This window comes from Micromonospora sp. NBC_01739 (genome assembly GCF_035920385.1).
In the GTDB taxonomy this organism is placed as follows: Bacteria; Actinomycetota; Actinomycetes; order Mycobacteriales; family Micromonosporaceae; genus Micromonospora.
In genome coordinates this window covers 4,746,550-4,767,843 of record NZ_CP109151.1, presented here as the reverse complement: position 1 = coordinate 4,767,843, position 21,294 = coordinate 4,746,550, and the positions used below count along the sequence as shown (strand labels likewise).

Sequence of the window (21,294 nt, the reverse complement as noted above, 5' to 3'; positions counted from 1 at the left end):
CTGGCGGTCTAGCCTGTCGCAGTGTCGAGAAGCTCTGAGTCCAGCGGCGGGTTCTCCGGAACGCTTCGGGCGATCCTGGGTTCGGTGACGGCGCTGGCGGTCGCCGCAGGTGCCATCTACGTGTTCGGACCCTGGTCCTCCGAGGAGCCCGCGCCGATCGGCACACCCCGTCCGATCGCCGCCGCGGAGAAGGTCTCCGGTCGCACGATCTCGGTGATCGGCTCCGGCGACATCCTCGTACACCCGGAGTTGTGGGATCAGGCCCGCCGGGACGGTGCCGGCGGCCTGGACTTCGGGCCGATGCTGGAGCACGTACGCGAGACGGTCTCCGCAGCCGACCTGGCCCTGTGTCACCTGGAGACCCCGGTGGCCCCGCCGGGTGGGCCGTACATCGGCTTTCCCAAGTTCAGCGTGCCCCGAGAGATCGTGCAGGGCATCAAGGCCGCCGGGTACGACGGCTGCTCGACCGCCTCGAACCACACCATCGACCAGGGGATGGAGGGGGTCAAGCGCACTCTGGACGCCCTCGATGAGGTCGGCCTCGGTCACACCGGCAGCTACCGGACCAAGCGGGGAGCCGGTGCCGCCAAGATCTACGAGGTCAAGGGTGTCAAGGTCGGGCACCTCAGCTACACCAAGAGCTACAACGGTCTGCGTCCGCCCGCCGGCAAGGAGTGGGTGTCGAATCTGATCGACCCGCAGGCCATCCGGCGCGAGGCCGCGGCGGCCCGGCAGTCCGGCGCGGAGATCGTCGTGGTCAGCCTGCACTGGGGCACCGAGTACGAGCACGAGCCCGACGTCGACCAGCAGACCTGGGCGCGCGCGGTCGCCGAGATCGACGATGTGGACCTGGTCTTCGGGCACCACGCGCATGTGGTGCAGCCGGTCGAGCGGATCGGGGACACCTGGATCGTCTACGGCATGGGCAACCACATCGCCCGGCATGCCCAGCCCGTGAACACCAACCGGGACGGGGTGATGATCCGAGCGGTGTTCGGCCCGGCGGGCGATACGAACCGGTGGAAGGTGGTGGCCATTGAGGCCATTCCCACCTTCGTTGATCTTAATCCGGATATCCGTTTGGTTGATCTTGAGCGGAAACTGGCCGATCCTGCCCTGCCCCCGGGGCGGCGCACGATCTACGAGGCGGCGGTCGACCGGATCGAGGGCAGCTTGTTGACCAGGGGTGCCGACACCGAAGGGCTGGTCGTTCGGGGGGCGCGACCGGGGTCCTGACCGTAACCGCCGGACCCTAGGTGAACGTGAGCCTTGCTAGCATCTGCCCGGCCTGGCGTCCCTGCCTGGCATTGAGCTGGGCGGACAGGTCTTCATGGCAGCCTGGCCACCCCCGGAAGGTTGTCCTCAGGTGCGAAGCGGTTCGGCCCAAGGTGCGCCACAGCAGCCGATAGGCGGTTCGGTCAACGACCAGGCGCAACTGGTGGCATGGCGACGCCGTGCTCTGGAGCAGCAGTTGCCGGCGGCGGCCTTCCCGGCGGGGACCAACGCCCCCTCCCTGGTCTACCTCCTGGCGACGATGTTCGTCGTCGTCGCGGCCGTCCTCGGCTTCGCGGTGAACGCCCAGCACGGCGCGCTGCCGGCCGTGGTCGACTCGCAGCGGGACATCGTCGCCAAGCTGGCCTCCAGCATCCGGCTGGACGCCACCGCCCGACGCGATGAACTGACCCGGATGGTGCAGAATCGCGGCGAGAGCACCGACGCCGAGCTGCTGAATAGCCTGATCAGCGCAGGACGCAACATCAGCGGGGCGTTGATCATGGACGCCGGGACCCGGCAGGTGATCACGGCCAAGGGCACGGAGCTGCCACTTGAGCTGCTGCCCGCGGAACTGCCGATCGGCTCCACCCTGGCGGTGACCAACGCCGACGGACCCCTCATGGTGTACGGGATCGCGCTGGACGAGACCCGGGTCGTCCTGGCCACCCAGCCGCTCACCATGCGGAACCTGCGACTCAATCCGGACGCCGGACACGGCATCCACGCCCTCACCCCGGACGGCACGATCAGCCTGATGCAGGGGGCCAACGCGGTCGAGGCGGCCCACCTGCCGGCGATCTTCGAGGGGCTGGTCGAGGCCGGCTCCCGGCAGAGCCGACAGGTCGTCGTCAAGGAATGGTCGGACCGGCGACTGCTGATCTCCTCCGCCCCGGTGGGCAGCTCCGGCCTGGTGATCGTCTCCCTGCTCACCACCGAGGTGAGCACCGGAACCTCGGTGCGCAAGGGCCTGCTGCTGGGACTCAGCCTGCTGGCCGTCGGCCTGCTCAGCTTCTGGATCATGCGCAGGTCGCTGTTCCTGCCCGTACGGGTGCTGCTCAGCCAGGCCAAGGCGGACGCCTGCGGGGCCATCACCGCCCGGCGGCCGAAGCTGCGCATCCGGGAGGCCCACCGGATCGCCCGCGCCCTGGCCCTGACCTCCGGTGAGCAGTTCCCCACCGACCGGCGCTGGCGCCCGACCGTGCTCCAGGGCCTCAGCGTCGCCCTCGTCATCGCCCTGCTCTGGCCGGCGGCGGTCGTCGCGCTCGGACTGCGGGCTCCGGACCCGACCGTTCCGGTGCAACTCATGCGCGACGAGGAGAACCGTGCCGAGGAGGCCAGCAGCGCGCTGGGCAACCTCCTCGACGGTGGACTGGTCACGGTCTCGCGGACCTCGTACGGCTTCAACGTGCAGGACCTGGAGCAGGCCGGCAGGCGACTCGACCGGGAACTCGACACCGACGATCGGTTGCGGGCCCTCTACCTGGTGGATCGGGACGGCACAGTGCTGGCCAGCGCGGGCCGCCGTCCGCTGCGTACGGTCGAGCCACTGCCCGGCGAGATCGGCATCCACCTGGACCGGACGGTGCAGCGCCTACCCGTCGTGTACGCCTACAACCAGATGGCCGACGGCTACTCGATCGTCGGCGAGTTCGACCCGGACCGGCTGCTGGGCCTGGTGCGCCGGGTCAGCGGGCGTACCTATGTGGTTGACGCCGAGTTGCGTACCGTGCTGGATTCCGAGGGCTTCCAGGCCTTCCAACCCTTGCAGGGTGACCTGGTCCGGGAGGCCGCCGTGGAGGCCCTGCCGGGCGGGACGGTCGGCCGGTCACGTACCGCCGAGGGGGAGCCCGCCCTGGTCGCCGCCGCCGGCCTGTCCGCGCCCGGGACGGTGGCCCACCTGGAGTGGGCGGTCGTGATCGAGCAGGACACCTCCGGGCTGCGGCTGCCGGAACTGGTCGAGCAGCGCTGGACCCTGCTGATGGCCGGAGCGGCCGTCGGGGTCGTGCTGCTGACCCATGTATGGCAGCTCTACATCTTCGTCCGGCCCCTGCGTCGGTTGGCGAATGTCGCCGACCGGATGAGCGAGGGCAACGTCGAGCTGCCGGTGCCGCCGCAACGGCACGACGACATCGGTGCGATCGCGATGTGTCTGGAGATCTGCCGCCAGGTCCGGCACACCGGCTCGGCGAGATTCGGCGGGGCCCTGCGGCTGCGGGGCGCCGGGGCCGACCGCACCACCGTCCTGCCGAGGGTGCGTTCGGCGGCGGGCACCGGTCGGGGGACGAAGGGCTGACATGTTCTACCTGTACACCGTCTACAGCTTGTGCTGTCTCGCCCTGGTCGTGGCGGGAGTGATCGAGCAGCGCAACCACTACCGCAACCTGAACACCATCCCGCACCGGGTGCTGGTCAACGGCATTCGGGGCAAGAGTTCCATCACCCGGCTGTGCGCCGGTGCCCTGCGCGGGGGGAACAAGGTAGTGGTGGCCAAGACCACCGGCACCGCGGCCCGGTTCATCTTCCCGGACGCCAGCGAGGAGCCGGTGCACCGCAAGTTCGGCATCGCCAACGTGGTGGAGCAGATCGGCATCGTCCGGCGGGCGGCGGTCTACCACCCGGACGCCCTGGTCATCGAGTGCATGGCGGTCATGCCGGCGCTTCAGGAGATCAACCAGAGCAAGTTGATCCGGTCGAACATCGGGGTGCTGTGCAACGTCCGCGAGGATCACCTGGCCGAGATGGGGCCCACCCTCGACGACGTGGCCCGGTCGTTGAGTCGGTCCATGCCGGAGGGTGGCATCTGCATCACCGCCGAGAAGGACCGGCTGGCCATCCTGGAACAGGAGGCCGCCAAGCGGAACTGCCGACTGATCTCGGTCGACCCGGAGTCGGTGACCGACCAGGAGATGGCCGGCTTCGGCTGGATCACCTTCAAGGAGAACGTGGCGATCGCCCTGGCCGTCGCCGCGGAACTGGGAGTGGACCGGCGCAGCGCCCTGGCCGGGATGTGGGCGGCACCCCCCGACCCCGGGGTGCTCTCCGTGGCCCGGGTGCTCCACCAGGACAAGCGGGTGCGCTTCGCGAACATCTTCGCCGCGAACGACCCCGAGTCGACCTTCATGAACATCCAGCAGTTGGAGCAGCAGCAGTTGATCAACCGGCCATTGACCATGGTGATCAACTGTCGTCCGGACCGGGTGGAACGCAACGGGCAGATGGGCACCCTGGCCGGTCGCGTACAGCCCCAGCGGATCGTGCTGATCGGCGAGATGACCCGCAGCGCCCGGGTCAACGTGCCGGCGGACCTTCAGGGCCGGGTGGTCGACCTGGGCGGCAAGCTGCCCCCCGAACGGCTGCTCGCCGAGGTGATGGCCGCCACCGCCTCGGACGGCTCGGTGATCGCGGTCGGCAACATCCACGGCCAGGGTGAGGTGCTGCTGCACGAGTTGGCCGCCCTGCCGAGTTGGGAGCCGCGCGGCCGTGACCGCGCCGAATCGATGTTGCGTACGCCGAGCACGCCCGGGTTCGACGTGGACGCCGAGACCGTTTTCCTGGGAGGGATCCGGCGATGATTTTCGGGGGAGAGCTGAGTGCTCAGCTCGCGACCGCCTGCCTGGGCATCGGCCTGGTCTTCGCGTTGCTGTGTTACCTGACCACCAACCTGTCCCCGGGCGGAATGATCACGCCCGGCTGGATCGCGTTGGCGCTGATCGAGGACCCGCTCCAGGCCGGGGTGATCGTGGTGATGACCGTGGTCACCTACGGCCTGACCCGGCTGATGCAGCGCATGGTGATCCTCTACGGCAAGCGACTGTTCGCCGCGATCGTGCTGCTCAGCGTTTTCCTGCAGATGACGCTGTTCATCATCGTCCAACGCGATCTACCGTTGCTCTTCGCCCACCAGACCCTGGGCTTCGTCGCGCCGGGACTGATCGCCTACCAGCTCGTCCGGCAGCCGCCGAAGGCCACCGTGCTGGCCACCATCATGGTCACCGCCATCACCTACGGGGTCGCGGTGAGCGGCGTCGTGGCCGGCTTCGTGCCGGTCACCTGAGCACCGATCGAAGAGGTAACGGGGAATGAACTACCGGACCTACTCGCGCAGCCAGGCGGCGCTGATGGTGATCGCCGCCTTCACCCTGCTGGCCGGCGGCGGCACCTTCACCTATGTGGCCGTCCGGCACTCCATCCCGGCTCCGCTCGAACTGAGCCTGGGTCCGCAGGCCGCACAGGCCGCCACCCCGGCGGCTACCAGCGGGCTGCGCTACATCCGGATGACCGCCCCGGACCGGACCCAGGTGCTCGACGACAAAGGCAAGACCATCGCGATCATGACCGACGGTTCCCGTACGGTCCATCTGATCGGCAAGAAGCGGACCTTCGCCGAGCCTCGGTTCACCAAGGCCAAGCTGCACACCGAGTTCTGGGTACGGCTGGCCCCCCGCCAGTGGCGGGCCGGGGCGGAGGAGGAGAAGTGGTTCATCGACTGGTTCGCCAAGGCGCGTAAGGACCGGTCGGCGGACATCCTCGCCCTGGCGATGGAGTACACCTACCTGGGTCAGCCCAAGCGGGACCGGGAGGGTCGGCAGTACTCCGGGGACGCCGCCTTCGGCCCCCTGTCGAACATCGACCCGGACGGCCGGGCGGAGAACTCCGACTTCTACGACTACCTGGGGATCTCGTGGAGCTTCCCGGACAAGGAGGAGAAGCCCAGCCCGTCGCACTTCCTCAGCCTGGACTGCTCGGGCTTCGTCCGGATGGTGTACGGCTACCGGGCCGGCTACCCCCTGCTCGGCACCAACAACGCCGGTCCCGGCCTGCCCCGCCGGGCCACCGCGATGGCCTCGGTCGGACCGGGCACCCAGCTGATGCCGAACACCGGCAAGCGGGCCCGCGAGCTGGACCGTCTGCTCCCGGGCGACATGCTCTTCTTCAACGCCGGCCCGATCCAGGGCGCGAACATCGAGCACATGGGCATCTACCTCGGTGTCGACGACCGTGGTCACCACCGCTTCATCTCCAGCCGTACCACCGCCAACGGGCCCACCATGGGTGACCTGGGCGGCGAGTCCATCCTCGACGGCACCGGCTACTGGGCGCTGCGGTTCCGGACCGCCCGCCGAGTGTGAGCCTCGCGGCGGCTCGTCGGGGTCAGTCCTCGGCGAGCCGCTCCGCCAGCGCCGCCACCACCCGGTCGCCGGTGGCCGAGTCGCTGCGGATCGACCAGTTCAACTCCAGGTGGACGAAGCCCCTCCCGGCCTCGGCGGCGGCGCGCCCCTGCTCGTTGGTGCGTCCCTCCAGTTGACCGCAGCGGCGTACCCAGGTCCGGCAGGTGCGCAGACCAAGCTCGGAGAGGCTGTCGGCGATCCGGCGGGCCAGCCGGTTCGTCGGTGCCGAACCGGTCGACACGACGACGTCCGAGGAGGGCAGGTTGCGGTCGGCGAAGCCGTGCAGCTGGATCTCGTCCAGGCCGGCCTCGGCGAAGGTCACGGCCAGACTGTGGAACAGGGACCGGTTGTTGTGGGCCACGTCGGCGGCACCGTCAGCGGCCTGCCGGTGAGCGCCGGCGACGAGGAGCACACTGCCGGGGACCCGGCGGTGCAACGCCAGCCCGATCTTCTCGGTGTTGATGTCGAACCCGGGGTGCGGCACCTCGATCACCGTGCGGGGGGTGGCGGACCGGTCGACAAGTACCGCCCCCCAGGTCCGGCTGTCGGAACCCCCGGCAAGGTAGCTGCTGCACTCCCGACCGGTAGCCGAATCGACCCCGTGCCGAGCCTGGAACCCCAGGTCGGCGAAGAGCCGGTCGGCCTCCGCCGTCTTGTCGCCCCCTGCCGTCTTGTCGCCCCCGGCCACCAGCGCCCGAGCCGCCCGCGCAGCCGTACGCCGTTCCGCCGAATCCGGATCACGGTACGGCTCGTTCGCCGACAACGACCCGGTCAACTCGTCAACAAGCCCCGCCAGATCCAACTCGGTGGCAGCTGATGAAGGGCCCGGACCACACCCCCCGCCGAGCAGCCCGACCGCCGTGGCCGCAGCCAACACCGTCCGTCGCCTAGCCCCCACGCCCCCCGCCTGTTCCCCCACCCGAAGCAGGCTAACCCACCCACCCCCACCCCGCCCCTCCCCGCCGATCTTGCACTTTTTGCCTCGACAAATCCGCCTGGAAGGGGTATATCGGCGACCAAAAGTGCAAGATCGGCGGGGAGAGGGGGTGGGGCGTGGGGGAGATTGAGGGGTGGGGGGCGGTTTGGGGGGGCCTGGGGTGGGAAGTCGGTAGTCGTGCGAGAGCTATTGACGAAGATTGAGCAGAACTCCCGCCTTGACCGGTTCGGCGACCGGTTGCAGCGCGCGGTACAGGGCACCCTGCGGGGGCAGCGGGTCCGGGATCTGCTGCACGGGGTCTGGCTGGGGCATCCGCTGCACCCCGCGATGGTGCAGGTCACGGTCGGTTCCTGGATGAGTGCGGCCGTACTGGATCTGCTGCCGGGTCAGCGGCGGGCGGCCACCGCCCTCATCGCGGTCGGCACCGCCAGCGCCGTGCCCTCCGCGGTGGCGGGGCTCAACGACTGGGCGGCCCTGGCCCGTGACCAGCGCCGGGTCGGCCTGGTGCACGCCGCCTCGAACAGCGTGGCCCTGGTGTTGTACGGGGGCTCGCTGGCCGCCCGGCTGTCCGGCCGCCACGGCCTCGGCCGCGCCCTGGGCTTCCTCGGACTCAGTGCCGCTAGTGCCGGGGCGTACATCGGTGGACACCTGGCGTACAAGCAGGGTGCCCAGGTGAATGTCGCCGTCTCCGACCTGCACCTGATCGGCGATGGGTGGCACACCATCGGGGAGATGGCCAGCCTGCCCCAACGGGAACTGGTCACCCGCAAGGTCGACGAGGTGTCGGTGATCCTCTACCGGCACGGGGACGATGTGACCGTGATGCTGGAGCGCTGCCCCCACCAGAGCGGGCCGCTCGGCGAGGGTGAGGTACGCGAGATCGACGGACACGCCTGCGTGGTCTGCCCCTGGCACGGCAGCACCTTCCGCCTCAACGGCGGCGAGGTGGTGCACGGCCCCTCCTCGAACGACCAGCAGATCCTGCCCACCCGCGTGGTCAACGGCAAGCTCGAGGCACGCCTGCCCTGACTTGCGAGCCGCTGGCGCCGGATCGGCAGTTCCTCAGTCCTTGCGGTGCCGGCCAGTGGGAAGTTCGCGGGGCGCGCTGCTGCGCCGGTGCTGCCAGGTGCTGCTGGCCGTGGTGGTGACGGGCCGTCGGCGCAGGCCCAGCACGGCGCCGATCTGCGCGCCGACGATGCTGGCCACGGCCAGTACGGCGGAGATGGCCAACGGACGGTTCACCCGGTCGGGATCGCCGGCCCGGGCCGCGCCCACCGTCACCACCGGAGGCTGATCCTCGGCGGCCTCGTCACGGGGCGCGGTCGGCTGCCGATCCTCCGGCGAGACGGGCACGGTCGTGGCCGACCCCGGCTGCGGCGTGGTCTGGCTCGGCTGTGGCGTCGCCGACCCCGGCTGTGGCGAGGGTCGGGCCGGGGTCGCCTTCGGGGTGACCAGCCGACCGGTGGCGTGCGGCCGTACCCCCTGGTCCTGGGCCTGAGCCGGAAGCTTGATCAGTTGGCCGGGGCGGATCTGGTCCGGGTTGCGCAGCCCGTTGAGGGTGGCCAGTTCGCGGTAGTCCTCGAAGTCGTCCAGGTACCGGTCGGCGACCTTACCCAGGTAGTCGCCCTTGGCCACCTGATAGACCGGGGCGTGGTCCGCCCGTACGGTCGCCTGGATATCCGATCCCGTCGCCGTCAGGCCGGTCGCGGAGGAGGCGTAGGCGACCGTCGCGGTGGGGGCGGCCTGGTACGGCCCGGTGGTGTACGCGGCGGTGGCGGCGGCGGCCGGACTGGCGACGAGGATCAGCGCGACCGAGCCGACCAGGGCGGCGGCGGCCCGCTGCTGTCGGCCCATCCCGGGCAGCCGGGGGGCGGGTCGGCGCAGGGTCTGGGCACCCAGTTCCACCAGCACCGAGAGGGCGAAGGTGGCCCAACCGAACCAGCCGACCAGGGCCAACGCCCGCAGGAACAGTTGACCGTCGTCCCGGCTGGTCAGGGTGGTGCCGATCTCCGCCAGGGTCGGTACGTGGTCCGGCAACGGGTTGCCGGCGAAGGCCAGCAACGCGATCGGCCCGCCGACCAGCAGGCCGACCAGCACGACCAGGGCACCGAAGCCGGTCAGGATGCGACCGAGGCGCCGTACGGCGGTACCACCCGATGCGGCCATGACGACCTCCTTCTCTCAGGGGAGCCCGGTCAGCGGCCGCGCGGTCGCCTCACCGGAGACGGTGACGGTGTTGGAGAAGCCGAAGAGACCGAGCATGGCCCGGCGGTAGGTGACCGTGACGCGTACCCGGATCTGGGTTTCGCCGTCGACCACCGGGAAGCTGACGGTGTGGCCACTGGCCCCGGCGGCGGCCAGGTAGTCCGCCACCGCCCGACGGGCCTGCCGCTGGTTGATCTGCTTGGGGCCACCTTCGATGGCGGCGGCCCGGTCGATGGCCTGCCCGCCGGCCCGCGCCGCCTCGGCGGCCAGGTTCTCGGCCCGCTGGAGGGTACGCAGTTGCCCTGCGCCGTCGAAGGCCATGCCGATGATGGCCAGCACCCCGACGAGGGCTACGGCGAGGAAGATGCTCACCCGCCCGGCGTCGCCCCGGCCGGCGGTCATCCCCGGCTCCGGTAGCGGTCCAGGGGGGAGGTGAACGAGACGGTGATCCGGTTGCCCGCGGGCATCTTGTTCAGCATCGGGAGCTTGATGTCCTGGTAGGACACCGTGCAGGCGAGTTCCACCGTGACGGAAGCCTCCTGCCCGACCCGGCTGCGGAAGGCCGCGTTGAAGGTGGTGGACCGGCCGTCGACCGTACCCCGGAAGGTGAGCTGTGGGGCACCGGTGCAGGACACCCCCCGCCAGTCGAGTTGCTGCCGGGCCGCCTCCCGGGCCTCCCGGCGGGCGGTGGGGGCGTCCCGGGAGATCGAGGCCGCGCGGGCGGCGTCATGGGCGGCGGCCTCCAGGGCCTCACTGGCCACGGCGGTACGACCGGCGACCCCGGCCAGCACCATCAGCGCCACGAAGGCCGGTGCCAGCACGGCCACCTCGATCGAGACCGAGCCCCGGCTCATGGATCGGTCCATCGTTCCACCGTCCCGTGTGCGCTCTGTTGAACGGAGAAGGTGACACCCGGTACGACCGACAGGGCTCGACCGGTCACCGTGCAGGTCACCTCGGTGGCCGTGGTGACACAACTGGGCCCCGGCTCCTTCCACCCGACCAGCCAGTCGCCCGCCTGGTTGAGGAAGGTCGTCGCCCGCTGGGCACCGGCGTCCGGGGCGGCCTCGTGCAGCCGTTGGGCGTTGACACCGCTCTGCGCGGCGTTGAGCGCGGTCGAGCGGGCCACGAAGACCGCGGCGACCTGGATCGCGGCGAACAGCATCAGCAGGATCGCCGGCAGGGTCACGGCCAACTCGACCGGGTTGCCACCCCGTTCGCCGTCGCCCGAGCGCCGGTGGTGCCGGATGGCCGTGACCATCCGGCACCCTACGGCGGAGAGAGCGCGGCGCATCGGTCAGCGCGTCGTCGGGTTCTGGTGGGTGGGGATGTTGTCCATCCAGTCGTTCGCCGCGCCGAGGGCGGCGGCGGTCACCGCCATCGCCACGGCCACCAGGCCGAAGATGATCACGGCGGTGGGCACCGGGCTGTCGCCACGGTCCCCGCGCATTTCCGTCAGGCGGGTCTGAAGCGCCACGTGCAGCTGGGTCAGTCGCGCGTTCAGCGCGCCCGGCAGTGTGGTGAGGGCGGACATGGGCTGCTCCTTCGCTTGGGGGTCGGATTCAGAGGCGGGCAAGGAACGGATAGATGGCGAAGCCGAGCAGGACGAAGACCAGCAGGGCCCCGGGGATGTCGAGCCGACTGGTCACCCCCTCGGCCCGAGCCAGGTTGTCGGTGCGGATCTGGTCGCGCAGTGAGTCGGCGCGGCTGCGCAGGGTCTCGTGCACCTGGGCACCCTCGCTGCCGGAGGAGCGCATGATCGCCCCGACGTCGCCCAACTCCGGGATGCCGATCCGGTCGGCGAGGTCACGCAGCTCGTCCCAGGGGGAGTGCATCTGCATCTGGGCGATCCGCAGCGCCTCGGAGATCCGGTCGAAGACCCAGCCCTCGCAGATCGCCGCGGCCCGTTCCAGCGACTGCACCGGGCCGTGCGCGGCAGCCAACTGCAACGCCACCAGGTCCAGGTAGGTGCAGACTGCCTGGCGGAACTCCTCCCGGGCGGCCTCGGCCCGGGTCAGCACCGCCCGATGCGCCACCAGGGCACAGAGGGCCGCCAGGCCCAGGCTGCCCAGCACCGGTACGGCCACCGGCAGCGAGATGCCGACGGCGAACAGGGTGAAGCTGAGCAGGGCCGGTGCGGCGAGCCCGATCAGGGCCGACAACACCATGGAGAGGGCGTACTGCTCCGGGGTGCGGTCCAGCAGGGCCAGCTGTCGGTGTGGGGGGCGCAGCCAGCGGGCCAGGCCGGTTAGCCAGTCCAGTCGACGGTCGACCGGGGTGGGTCGGGCGGCTCCGGGCGGCGGGTGCAGCCGGCGCAACGCCGGGCCCAGTGCGGGGGTGGCCGGCACCAGTTCGCGTACCACCAGGAAGACCCCCAGCCCGACCGCCGCTCCGGCGACCACGGCGATGGTGAGATGCAGGTTCACGCCACCACCTCGTGGGGATCGGGGGTGGGCAGGAAGCGGGCCGGTCGGGGCGGCTGGCTCATCGAGCGCACCCAGGCCAGCAGGCCGACGAAGGCGGCACCCAGCACCGCCATCACCAACTGCCCGAAGAAGGTGCCGTACGGCTGCACGTACTCGGCGTTGAACAGCCCGTACGCGATGGTGGCCAGGGTCATCCCGGTGAGGAACCGGACCGCGAACCGGGGCTGGGTGCGCTTGGCCTCGATCTCCCGGCGGGTGGTCACCTCGGCCGCCGCCGCCGAGGCAATGGAACCGAGCACGTCGCCGAGCCGTTCCCCCCGGTCGGTCAGGTGCAGGATCAGGGCCGCCACCACCTGGTCGCAGACCGGGTCGCCGATCTCGTCGGCGAAGGCCAGCAGGGCGGAGCGGGCCAGCCAACCGGCCTGGAGCCGGGCGGCGAGCAGCCGTACCTCCTCCTGGATCTCCTCCGGCGCGGTGCCGACCGTGCCGATGATCGCCTGCTGGAGTCCCTGCCCGGTGGCGGAGACGTCCTTGAGTCGGCGGGTCCACTCACCGACCGCCTCGATCCGGGCGATGGCCCGCTGTTCGGCCCGGCCGACCGAGAACAGCCAGGGGGTGCCCGGCACCGCGACCGCTACCAGCAGACCGACCACCGGCAGCCCGGTCAACAGGAAGGCCAGGGCGCCCGCGACCACCGCGCCGAGCAGCAGGGCCTGATGGGCCTGCTGCTCGCGGAGGGTGGTGCCGGAGCCGCGCCACAACCGGCTGATCCCCGGGCCCGCGCCCGGTGCGGGGCCGGGCGGGCGGCGGGTGCCGACCAGGGCCACGACGGTCAACACCAGCCCGGCCACGCAGGCCGCCCCGGAGACCACGGCGAGGAGTTCGATGTTGTCGAGCACCGCTCACCGCCGACCTAGTCGGGTCTGCTTGGGGCGGCGCCAGGCACCCTGCCCGGCCTCGATCCAGCGGCTCAACAGCCGGGCGTCGTAGCCCACCCGCAGCAACTGGTCCCGGACCCGTTCGGGCAGGTGTCGGGGCACCGCCCGACCGTCCGGGCCGGGCGCGAACACCTTCGTGGTGGTGATCCGGTTGCCGTCACCGACCCCGATCACCTCCTCGATGTGGGAGACGAACCGGTGCTTGCGCCCGCCGATGCCGGTCTCGTCCTCTACGGTGACGTAGACGATCAGGTCGAGCGCGTTGCCGGCCATCCGGCGGGCCTGGTCGACCGTCATCTCCCGGCCGTGGGCCAGGGCCAACTCGATGATCCGTTCGCTGACCCCACCCGGGGTACGGGCGTGGATCGTGCACATCGACCCCCGGCTGGTGGTCATCGCCTGGAGCATCGGCACGATCTCCCGGGACCGCACCTCACCGACGATGATCCGCAGTACCCCCATCCGCAGTGACACCGGGATCAGGTCGGCGATGCTGATCTCACCGGCCGGTCGACCGTCCGGCCCGCGTTCACCGTGCCCCTCGCGGGCCTCGAAGCTCATCACCGCCCGGTGCCGTCCGGTCCGGCGGGCCGGCAGCAACTCCCGGCTCTCCTCCAGCAGCACGTACGGCTCGTCGGGTGGGATCTCGCTCATCAGGGCCCGGATGACCGTGGTCTTACCGGCCCCGGCCAGCCCGGCGACCATGATGTTCAGTCCGGCCCGCATCGAGGCGCGGAGGAAGTCCCGCACCAGGGGGTCGATCATCTCGTCCAGGTCGGCTCGGCTGCCGGCCAGGTCGTCCAGGGTCACCTCGAGGGTGTTGTGCTTGCGGATCACCGCGTACGGGCGGTGGCTGACCAGGAACACCGCCGCCAGTCGGCTGCCGTCGGGCAGTTGCAGGTCCAGGGTCGGCTTCGAGGTGGACAGGGACCGTTCGGTGGCCCCGGCCCGGCGGGCCGCCGCCTGGAGGATCTCCACCAACTCGTCGTCGCTGTCCGCGATCGGCTCGACCCAGTCCACCCCACCCCCGTGCCGGGTGATCCGCACCTGGTCGCAGCCGAGGATGTGCACCTCCTCGATGGTGTCGTCGACCAGCAGGGTCTGAAGTCGACCGAGACCGGCCAGTTCGGCGGTGACCTGGTCGAGCAGCAGCCGTTCCTCCCCGGCGGCCATCGGGGTGCCGGCCCGGCGCACCGAGTCGGCGTACTCGGCCACCAGCAGCACCGCCAGCCGGGCCCGCTCGGTGTCCTCCTCGTCGACACTGAACTCCCGGCCCCGCTGCCACCGGGTCAGCTCCTCGCTGAGCTGACGGCGCAGCTCCCGGACCACCTGGAAGTCCACCCGGGCCCGGGGTGCGGGTTCGGCCGTCGCCGGCACCGCCGACACCGGCACCGGCGGGGCGGTGTGGTGTCTACCGTTGGCCGGGGGCAACGGCGGGGCGATCGAGGTGGCTCCGGGTGGCTGCCGACGAGGATCCGAGGAGACCGGCTCAAAGCGCATCCGGCACCCCCTGCGAGACCGGCCAGGCCAGGCGGGCTCGGCGCCGTTCCAGCAGGGCCCCGACCGGCACCTCCAGCTCGCGGGCGGCCCGCAGCAACGGCCGCCCGGCGCGCACCGTGCCGCCCAGGCTCAACACCCCGGCGGTACGCGGATCGTGCGGCAGCCGGGCGATCACCGGTAGCTGGAGGGCCTTGCTGATCTCGCCCTTGCCGTGGCCGTCGCCGATCAGCAGCAGCCGCAGGGTGCCGGGCTCCACCCGATGCTCGGCGAAGTCCCGTTCCAGGGTCTTGAGCATGGCCCGGGTGCCGGACAGGTCGGGTAGCTGCGCCCGGGTGACCACCAGCACCACCGAGGCGGCCCGCAGCAGGGGCCAGGGCGGGCCGACCACCTGCAGCCGACCACAGTCGACGATCACGTCGTACGGGGGGTCGCCGTGTTCCAGCCCGGTGAAGAAGTCCGCGAACCGCTGCCACAGCGGGATGACACTGCCGGCCTGGGCCGGGTCCACCACGCCGGGCAACAGCAGACGTTCCCGACGCGGCGCGTCCAGATCGACAAGCTGCGACCAGAAGGCCGTGTCCAGGTTGCCGTCGCGCAGTTCCCCGACGGCCAGTTCACCCAGGCCGCGTGGCCCCTCCAGGGCGCCGCCCAGGTAGCCGGCGAGGATCGAGCCGCCGGCCGGGTCGCACTCGGCCAGGACCACCCGGCGATGCCAGCTCAGCGCGCAGGCAAGCGCCGTGGTGGTCACCCCGGGCGAACCCTTGGCCGATACCAGCGCGATGAGTGCCATCAGGCCGCCTTGGTGAGTACGACCGCGAGACGGTCCTGCGCGGCCAACGCCACCACCGCCGGTACGTCCCGGACGGCCAGGGCCAGGTAGACCACCACCTCGTCGCGGCCGTCCGTGCTGACCGCGTCGGTGACGGTGGCGGTGAACCGGGTGGTGCCGGAGGACGAGTTGCTGCTGTTGTCGTCGCGGGGGGTGCTGACCAGCAGAATCTGGTCGCCGGGGCGAAGCTTGGGGGCCGGCACCTGGGCGGTACGCAACCCCAGGGCGATCTGCTGCTGACCCGGGCCTAGCAGGGGCTTGTCGGTGAGCTGCGCCATGGTCAGCAAGGTGCCGGGGGCCAGCGAGACGGCGGCCCGCATGCCTACCACCTCGGCCAGTCGACCGGCCGGCACCGGGTCGAGCCCCTGCCCACCGGCCACCTGCACGGAGACCAGGTCACTGGCGCTGAGCACGCTGCCGACCTCCACCGACCGGGCGATCGCCAGGTAGCTGCCGGTCGCCCGGACCGAGGTGACCGCGAAGGCCGAACCCAGCCCACCCAGGGCGATCAGCAGTACGGCCAGCCCGAGCAGCCCGGGGCGGACCCGGCGTTGCCGGACCACCTTGGGTGGGGCGACCGGTGCGTCCACTGGAGAGGGTCCGTTGCGGGTCGCCACGCTCATCGGGTCACCACCTGAAGCTCGTTGATCTGGATTTCCACCGGGCCGGTGGTGCGCGTGACCCCACCGATGCTCCCGGTCGTGCCGCTGCTGCTGCGCCAGGTGACGCTCCAGTGCGTCGTGGCCTGAACCCGGTAGGTGCCGGCCTTGGTGTAGCCGTTGTGGTAGCCGCAGTCGGGGGAGCGCTGCCCGGCGTGTCGACCCCGCCGGTCGTACGCGGTGCCGGGGCCGTCGCAGGTCACCTTGTCGCCGTTGCCCATGTCCCAGACGATCCGGTCGACCTCGGCCTCGATGGTGACCGTCAGACCTCGATCGGAGGCGGAGGCGCCTTGCGGGCCGAAGTAGGTGGGACCTCGGCTGGCCCACATCCAGACCGGCAGCCCGACCAGCCCGGGGCCGATGTCCTTGCGGGGGGCGACGGCCGCTCGGGGGGCCAGCAGGGTGATCGAGGCGAAGGCCCGGCGGGCCAGCTCCTCCGGGTCCGGCGGAGCACCGAAGCCCGGCGGCGGCTCCTCCCTCAGCTCGGTGCGTACGCTGCCCAGCGAGATGGCGTCGCAGGTGACCGTGTACCACTGCCACCCCTCGGGTGCCTCCTGCTGAGGCTCGGAGAGCTGGTAGTAGCAGCCGTCTGAGCTGTTGAACCAGCCCGCGTCCTCGTGGTAGCAGGGGACGGTCTGCCCCCGCCACTGGCAGACTCCGCCGCCGCCACTTCCACCACCGTTGTTCCCGCCGTCGTCGCCACCGTTGCCCCCGCCACCGGGGGTGCCCGGGTCGTCGTCCCAGACGTTGCAGTTGGGTTGGGCCGGTGGGCATTCGGCGCCCGGGTCGGCCGCACCGGCCGGCACCTGCGGGCCGGTGACCAGCAACAGGGTCAGAGTGGCGCCGAGCAGCACCCGGCGCAGCGCCCGGCGGGGCGCCCGGTGGTGTGCCGCCCGGGTCAGCACGGCTGGTCCGGGTGGGCGGAGCCGCTGCTGATCAGCCAGCGACCGTCCGGATAGCGGGTGGCCGTGGCGGTGGCCAGGTGACGGGTGCCCCGGGTGCCCGGCACGACCTTCTTCTTGTCGGCGACGTAGACCAGCCGGTAGCCGGTGGCGTCGACACAGTCCTGTATCTCCACGGCCGGTGGTTTGCCGTCCAGGTCGATCGAGATGACCTCGGGATCGGAGCGCAGGGTTCCCGCGCTGACCGCACCGTTGGCGCGAGCCTGCACGAGGCTCAGCCGGACCCGGGTCAGCAGGGGGTCGGCCAGGAACCGGGTGAGTTCCGGATGTTGCGGGTCACTGTTGCGGCTGGCCGCGCGGGAGGCGGTCAGATAACCGGCGTACGCCTTCAGGGCCGCCTTCTCGGCGGCCTTCTCCTCGGCGGCCCGTTCGTCGCCGGTGGTCCGGCTGCGGTCCGGTAAGGGTCCGCCGGTGGCCTCCGGTGGGCTGGCGCAGGCGGTGGTCGCGCCGACCGTGGCCACCGCGACCAGGCCGGCCGTCCAGCGACTCAACTGCCGTGCTCGCACCGTGCCTCCTCGGTACCGACCCGGCGACCGCCGTCGCCGACTCTTTGGGCGTGCGGCGGCGCGACCGGATGTTCCTCTCCGGGCCGGTCCGATACGCAGTCGCATTTGCCCTTGTGGATCTTCCGCAAATGCACTGTCCTGGGTGGTTATGGCCACCGGACGTGGGTTGCGTCACATCCAAGGGGCGAGCATAAGCTGACGCCGGCCGATGCAACAGAGGCAATTCATGTGACTACTCTGGGTCATGGACGGTGGTGGTGCTCGATGGTTACCGCAGGGTTGCCGAGGCCGGTCGGGGAGGTGTTGACGGGGCTGGGGCCCGGGCGGCGCCCGGCGGGAATCCAGTCCCGTGGACAGGAGGCCGAGGCCCGCCGGGGTGGGGTGGGAAGTGGCTTGTGGACCGATCCGTCCCCCGATCAGGCGCGCATAATCGACCGTCAATTGCGCGCCATGGGAGTCCCATCAACGCGGGAGGGGTCGGTCGGCCCAGTCGCGGTCGACCTTGAGGGTTCCGTTTCGCAACCTCCGGTTGACCACGGCATCCGAGCGGCCAGACTACGTACCGTGTTCACTTCGGTGGGGTGGTCGGCGTGACCCGGCCCTCCGCCACCGAGCCGGCGCGCTCCGACAGCCCGGCCCGCCCACCGGCCACCTCCGCTGGCCGGTGGTCCCGGATGGCGGCCGGGCTGACCCTCACCCCTCTGCTGCGGTACGCCGTCGCCCGGCACGCCGTACCCCCGGGAACCGAGCGGCGCAGCGGCTGCGCGGCATGCGGCACCCCGATCCGCCTGGACCGGCCCTGGCCGGCACTGGGCCCGACCGCCCGCTGCGGCACCTGCCGCGCCCGCATCGGGGCCCCACCGGGCACGGTGGAACTGGCCACCCTGGTCGCCGTCGCCCTGCTCCTGCTGGCCGGTCCGCCCGCAGGGGAACTGATCGCCGCGGCCTGGTGGCTGGTCTTCGCGGTGCCGCTGATCTTCATCGACCTGGCGGTCCACCGGCTGCCCGACCGGCTGACCCTGCCGGCAGCCGCCGGCACCTGGCTGCTGCTAGGCCTCACCGCGCTTGTCGACACCGGGCCGACCCCATGGCTGTGGGCCACCGCCTCGGCCCTCGGCCTGGCCGGCTTCTTCGCCCTGACCACCCTGCTGTTCGGGGCCCGGGGCTTCGGTATCGGGGACGCCAAACTGGCCCTGGGTGCGGGTGCCCTGCTCGGCTGGTACGGCTGGGCGATGCCGGTGCTGGGGTTGCTGCTAGCGGTGACCATGTCCGGCCTGGTGGCCCTCGGGCTGCTGGTCACCGGTCGGGCCCGCTGGTCCTCGCACCTGCCCTTCGGGCCGTACCTGGTGCTCGGCACCCTGGGGGCGCTGCTGCTGGTGTGGTGAGCGGGGCGACGGGGAATTGGGTCTGCCACCGTTTCGAACCCCCGTCAGGAGGCGTAGTGCAGCGCACCCCCGATCGCTCGTCGGAGCCGGACGAGTGCTGGCGGATCCGGCGTACCCACGAGGACCTGGATCGGCTCGGTGAGACCGAGTCGGTGTTCGCGTTGAGCAACGGCTGGCTGGGCTGGCGCGGCACCCTCGACGAGGGCCGACCCTGCGACATGCCCGGCAGCTACCTCAACGGCTTCCACGAGCGACGCAAGCTGAACTACCCCGAGGACGGCTACGCCTTCCCGCAACTGTCCGACACGGTGATCAGCGCACCGAACGCCAGCCTCATCCGGCTCTGGGTCGACGGCGACCCCCTGGACGTCCGGACCGGGACCCTGCACGACCACGAGCAGGTGCTCGACCTGCGCGCCGGGGTGCTGCACCGCCGTACCGAATGGACCTCCCCCGGCGGGCATCCGGTCCGGATACGCAGCACCCGACTGGTGTCCCTGCGACGTCGCCGGGTGGGGGCGGTCGAGTGGACGGTGGAAGCCCTGGACGAGCCGGTCGAGCTGAGGATCTGCGCCGACCTGGTGGCCAACGAGCCCATCCCGGACCGCGCCGACGACCCGCGCGCCGCCGCCGTCATCGACGATCCGCTGGCCGGTGAGCTGCACCAGGTCGACGGCACCGCCGGGGTGCTGGTGCACCGCACCGAGCACAGCGGCCAGCGGGTGGCCGTCGCGGTGGCACACCAGCCGACGACACCCGATCACTTCTCGGACAGCCTGGACGCCACCGAGGACCGGATCCGGCTGAGCCTCACCGGGACCCTGTCCCCCGGTGAGCGGGTCACCCTGACCACCTTCGCGGCGTACGAGTGGGAGCCGGTCGACGGCACCTCGCCCGGCGACCTGGCCGACCAGGTGATGACCGAGGCGCTGGCCGCCCGGGCGGACGGCTTCGCCGCCCTGCGCGAGGAACAACGGGCCGCCCTGGAGGCCGCCTGGCGTACCGCCGATGTGCTGCTCGACGGTGACGACAAGCTGCAACAGGCGATCCGGTTCGCGATGTTCCACCTGATCCAGGCGGGTCGCCCCGACGGGGACCGGACCATCCCCGCCAAGGGACTGACCGGCAACGGGTACGACGGCCATGTGCTCTGGGACACCGAAGGCTACGTCCTGCCGGTGCTCACCTATGTGGCGCCCGAGGTGGCCCGGGCCGCCCTGCGCTGGCGACACGCCCACCTGCCCCAGGCGGTGGAGCGGGCGGCGGAGCTGCGGCTGACCGGGGCCACCTTCCCCTGGCGCACCATCGGGGGACAGGAGTGCTCCGGGTACTGGCCCGCCGGCACGGCCGGGCTGCATGTCAACGCCGACATCGCGGACGCGGTGCTGCGTTACGTCACCGCCACCGGGGACGAGGAGTTCCTGGCCGGGCCCGGACTGGACCTGCTGGTGGCCACCGCCCGGCTGTGGGCCGGATACGGGCACTACACCGACGACGGCCGCTTCCACATCACCGGGGTCACCGGCCCGGACGAGTACTCGGCCCTGGTCGACGACAACCTGTTCACCAACCTGATGGCCCGGCGGAACCTGCGCGGCGCCGCCGAGGCGGTGCGACGCCACCCCGAGGCGGCGGGTCGGTTGGGGGTCGACCCGGCGGAGGTGACCGCCTGGCAGGCCGCGGCCGAGGCCATGACCCTGCCGTACGACGCCAAACGGGGGGTGCATCAGCAGTCCGCCGGCTTCACCGAGCAGCCCGAGTGGGACTTCGCCGGCACCAGCGAGGAGGACTACCCCCTGCTGCTGCACTTCCCCTACCTGGAGCTGTACCGGCACCAGGTGGTCAAGCAGGCCGACCTGGTGTTGGCGATGCAACGCTGCCCGGGCGAGTTCAGCGCCGAGGAGAAGGCCGCCAACTTCGCCTACTACCAGCCCCGGACGGTCCGGGACTCCTCCCTGTCGGCCAGCCCACAGGGGGTCCTCGCCGCCGAGCTGGGTCACCTCGACCTGGCGTACGACCTGTTCACCGAGTCGGTGTTGCAGGACCTGGAGGATCTCGGCGACAAGACCGGCGACGGCCTGCACCTGGCCTCCCTGGGCGGCGCCTGGCTGGCCCTGGTGCAGGGCTTCGGCGGGATGCGCGACGACCGGGAACTGCTCTCCTTCGACCCCCGGCTGCCGGACCGGATCGAGCGGCTGGCGTTCAGCCTGTGCTGGCACGGGCATCGGCTACTGGTCACCCTCACCGCCGATGAGGCCCGCTACGAACTGCCCGACGCTCCCACCGGAACCACCGTCGAGCTGTGGCACCACGGCGAGCGGCTACGGGTCAGCGCCGGAGAACCGGCGACGCGGCCGATGCCGTCGGTGCCCGACTTCGGGCCCGAACCGCATTCCCCGGACGGCCGCCGCCCCAAGGGGCGGTAAGGAAGGGCACCTTATTAACGCCTCCGGTAGAGCAAGGGCCCCCTGTTAACAACTCGGCTTGCGGGCGGCGGGCCGCGT

General features: G+C 71.4%; 21 protein-coding genes. 8 read left to right on the top strand and 13 right to left on the bottom strand.

Going from position 1 to position 21,294, the window contains the following annotated elements; genetic code table 11:
- Nucleotides 1-21 precede the first annotated feature (21 nt).
- From OIE53_RS21570 to OIE53_RS21550, 5 genes are all read left to right on the top strand, one after another.
- Nucleotides 22-1,236 carry a CapA family protein gene (locus tag OIE53_RS21570; RefSeq protein WP_327023335.1) on the top strand — a complete coding sequence of 405 codons (1,215 nt, stop codon included), beginning with the start codon at nucleotides 22-24 and terminating at the stop codon, nucleotides 1,234-1,236.
- 130 nt (nucleotides 1,237-1,366) lie between these two features.
- On the top strand, nucleotides 1,367-3,568 hold the full coding sequence (locus OIE53_RS21565) for a HAMP domain-containing protein (protein WP_327023334.1): 2,202 nt from the start codon (nucleotides 1,367-1,369) through the stop codon (nucleotides 3,566-3,568).
- 1 nt (nucleotide 3,569) lies between these two features.
- The gene (pgsB, locus tag OIE53_RS21560) at nucleotides 3,570-4,847 is read left to right on the top strand and encodes a poly-gamma-glutamate synthase PgsB (protein ID WP_327023333.1); all 1,278 of its coding nucleotides are present in this window, start codon (nucleotides 3,570-3,572) and stop codon (nucleotides 4,845-4,847) included.
- Nucleotides 4,844-5,329, top strand: a complete 486-nt coding sequence (locus OIE53_RS21555) for a poly-gamma-glutamate biosynthesis protein PgsC/CapC (RefSeq protein ID WP_327023332.1) — start codon at nucleotides 4,844-4,846, stop codon at nucleotides 5,327-5,329. Before pgsB ends, OIE53_RS21555 begins: the two co-directional genes overlap by 4 nt.
- A 25-nt stretch (nucleotides 5,330-5,354) precedes the next feature.
- Nucleotides 5,355-6,404, top strand: a complete 1,050-nt coding sequence (locus OIE53_RS21550; protein ID WP_327023331.1) for a C40 family peptidase — start codon at nucleotides 5,355-5,357, stop codon at nucleotides 6,402-6,404.
- Nucleotides 6,405-6,426: 22 nt separating this feature from the next.
- Here the strand turns inward: OIE53_RS21550 and OIE53_RS21545 are convergent, their stop codons facing one another.
- Nucleotides 6,427-7,362 (bottom strand): hypothetical protein, encoded by a 936-nt coding sequence (locus tag OIE53_RS21545; protein ID WP_327023330.1) that lies wholly within the window; start codon nucleotides 7,360-7,362, stop codon nucleotides 6,427-6,429.
- Between the two features lie 195 nt (nucleotides 7,363-7,557).
- Between OIE53_RS21545 and OIE53_RS21540 the strand changes: the two genes are divergently transcribed.
- The gene (locus OIE53_RS21540; RefSeq protein ID WP_327023329.1) at nucleotides 7,558-8,409 is read left to right on the top strand and encodes a Rieske (2Fe-2S) protein; all 852 of its coding nucleotides are present in this window, start codon (nucleotides 7,558-7,560) and stop codon (nucleotides 8,407-8,409) included.
- A 33-nt stretch (nucleotides 8,410-8,442) separates the two neighbouring features.
- Here the strand turns inward: OIE53_RS21540 and OIE53_RS21535 are convergent, their stop codons facing one another.
- Genes OIE53_RS21535 through OIE53_RS21480 form a run of 12 tightly spaced genes read right to left on the bottom strand, consistent with a single transcriptional unit; the run spans nucleotide 8,443 to nucleotide 17,405 of the window.
- Entirely contained in the window at nucleotides 8,443-9,546 is a 1,104-nt protein-coding gene (locus OIE53_RS21535) for a LysM peptidoglycan-binding domain-containing protein (protein ID WP_327023328.1), read from the bottom strand.
- 15 nt (nucleotides 9,547-9,561) lie between these two features.
- The gene (locus tag OIE53_RS21530; RefSeq protein WP_327023327.1) at nucleotides 9,562-9,987 is read right to left on the bottom strand and encodes a pilus assembly protein TadG-related protein; all 426 of its coding nucleotides are present in this window, start codon (nucleotides 9,985-9,987) and stop codon (nucleotides 9,562-9,564) included.
- Nucleotides 9,984-10,451, bottom strand: coding sequence for a TadE/TadG family type IV pilus assembly protein (locus OIE53_RS21525; RefSeq protein ID WP_327023326.1), 468 nt, complete (start codon nucleotides 10,449-10,451; stop codon nucleotides 9,984-9,986). The genes OIE53_RS21530 and OIE53_RS21525 overlap by 4 nt, the downstream gene beginning before the upstream one ends.
- Entirely contained in the window at nucleotides 10,436-10,846 is a 411-nt protein-coding gene (locus tag OIE53_RS21520; protein WP_327023325.1) for a TadE family protein, read from the bottom strand. Before OIE53_RS21520 ends, OIE53_RS21525 begins: the two co-directional genes overlap by 16 nt.
- A gap of 36 nt (nucleotides 10,847-10,882) precedes the next feature.
- Nucleotides 10,883-11,119: a hypothetical protein gene (locus OIE53_RS21515; RefSeq protein WP_327023324.1), complete on the bottom strand. Its 237-nt coding sequence runs from the start codon at nucleotides 11,117-11,119 to the stop codon at nucleotides 10,883-10,885.
- Between the two features lie 28 nt (nucleotides 11,120-11,147).
- Nucleotides 11,148-12,011: a type II secretion system F family protein gene (locus OIE53_RS21510; protein ID WP_327023323.1), complete on the bottom strand. Its 864-nt coding sequence runs from the start codon at nucleotides 12,009-12,011 to the stop codon at nucleotides 11,148-11,150.
- Nucleotides 12,008-12,910 (bottom strand): type II secretion system F family protein, encoded by a 903-nt coding sequence (locus OIE53_RS21505; RefSeq protein ID WP_327023322.1) that lies wholly within the window; start codon nucleotides 12,908-12,910, stop codon nucleotides 12,008-12,010. Before OIE53_RS21505 ends, OIE53_RS21510 begins: the two co-directional genes overlap by 4 nt.
- A 3-nt stretch (nucleotides 12,911-12,913) precedes the next feature.
- Nucleotides 12,914-14,449, bottom strand: a complete 1,536-nt coding sequence (locus tag OIE53_RS21500; RefSeq protein ID WP_327023321.1) for a CpaF family protein — start codon at nucleotides 14,447-14,449, stop codon at nucleotides 12,914-12,916.
- Nucleotides 14,439-15,239, bottom strand: a complete 801-nt coding sequence (locus tag OIE53_RS21495; protein WP_327023320.1) for a ParA family protein — start codon at nucleotides 15,237-15,239, stop codon at nucleotides 14,439-14,441. Before OIE53_RS21495 ends, OIE53_RS21500 begins: the two co-directional genes overlap by 11 nt.
- Nucleotides 15,239-15,901 carry an SAF domain-containing protein gene (locus OIE53_RS21490; RefSeq protein WP_327023319.1) on the bottom strand — a complete coding sequence of 221 codons (663 nt, stop codon included), beginning with the start codon at nucleotides 15,899-15,901 and terminating at the stop codon, nucleotides 15,239-15,241. The genes OIE53_RS21495 and OIE53_RS21490 overlap by 1 nt, the downstream gene beginning before the upstream one ends.
- On the bottom strand, nucleotides 15,898-16,842 hold the full coding sequence (locus OIE53_RS21485; protein WP_393338680.1) for a hypothetical protein: 945 nt from the start codon (nucleotides 16,840-16,842) through the stop codon (nucleotides 15,898-15,900). Before OIE53_RS21485 ends, OIE53_RS21490 begins: the two co-directional genes overlap by 4 nt.
- The gene (locus OIE53_RS21480; RefSeq protein WP_327023318.1) at nucleotides 16,836-17,405 is read right to left on the bottom strand and encodes a hypothetical protein; all 570 of its coding nucleotides are present in this window, start codon (nucleotides 17,403-17,405) and stop codon (nucleotides 16,836-16,838) included. Before OIE53_RS21480 ends, OIE53_RS21485 begins: the two co-directional genes overlap by 7 nt.
- A 674-nt stretch (nucleotides 17,406-18,079) precedes the next feature.
- On the opposite strand from OIE53_RS21480, the gene OIE53_RS21475 reads away from it, so the two are divergent.
- Complete coding sequence (locus OIE53_RS21475; protein ID WP_327027319.1) at nucleotides 18,080-18,790, top strand: prepilin peptidase; 711 nt, start codon at nucleotides 18,080-18,082, stop codon at nucleotides 18,788-18,790.
- Between the two features lie 56 nt (nucleotides 18,791-18,846).
- A complete protein-coding gene (locus OIE53_RS21470) occupies nucleotides 18,847-21,216 on the top strand; it encodes a glycoside hydrolase family 65 protein (protein ID WP_327023317.1) in 2,370 nt (789 codons plus the stop codon).
- Nucleotides 21,217-21,294 lie beyond the last annotated feature (78 nt).

What these genes read in the sequence shown, in the direction of transcription:
- pgsB (WP_327023333.1), top strand. Translation starts at nt 3,570, where the DNA reads ATGTTCTACCTGTACACCGTCTACAGCTTGTGCTGTCTCGCCCTGGTC.
- OIE53_RS21555 (WP_327023332.1), top strand. Translation starts at nt 4,844, where the DNA reads ATGATTTTCGGGGGAGAGCTGAGTGCTCAGCTCGCGACCGCCTGCCTG.
- OIE53_RS21550 (WP_327023331.1), top strand. Translation starts at nt 5,355, where the DNA reads ATGAACTACCGGACCTACTCGCGCAGCCAGGCGGCGCTGATGGTGATC.
- OIE53_RS21535 (WP_327023328.1), bottom strand. Translation starts at nt 9,546, where the DNA reads ATGGCCGCATCGGGTGGTACCGCCGTACGGCGCCTCGGTCGCATCCTG.
- OIE53_RS21530 (WP_327023327.1), bottom strand. Translation starts at nt 9,987, where the DNA reads ATGACCGCCGGCCGGGGCGACGCCGGGCGGGTGAGCATCTTCCTCGCC.
- OIE53_RS21525 (WP_327023326.1), bottom strand. Translation starts at nt 10,451, where the DNA reads ATGGACCGATCCATGAGCCGGGGCTCGGTCTCGATCGAGGTGGCCGTG.
- OIE53_RS21520 (WP_327023325.1), bottom strand. Translation starts at nt 10,846, where the DNA reads ATGGTCACGGCCATCCGGCACCACCGGCGCTCGGGCGACGGCGAACGG.
- OIE53_RS21515 (WP_327023324.1), bottom strand. Translation starts at nt 11,119, where the DNA reads ATGTCCGCCCTCACCACACTGCCGGGCGCGCTGAACGCGCGACTGACC.
- OIE53_RS21500 (WP_327023321.1), bottom strand. Translation starts at nt 14,449, where the DNA reads ATGCGCTTTGAGCCGGTCTCCTCGGATCCTCGTCGGCAGCCACCCGGA.
- OIE53_RS21495 (WP_327023320.1), bottom strand. Translation starts at nt 15,239, where the DNA reads ATGGCACTCATCGCGCTGGTATCGGCCAAGGGTTCGCCCGGGGTGACC.
- OIE53_RS21490 (WP_327023319.1), bottom strand. Translation starts at nt 15,901, where the DNA reads ATGAGCGTGGCGACCCGCAACGGACCCTCTCCAGTGGACGCACCGGTC.
- OIE53_RS21475 (WP_327027319.1), top strand. Translation starts at nt 18,080, where the DNA reads ATGGCGGCCGGGCTGACCCTCACCCCTCTGCTGCGGTACGCCGTCGCC.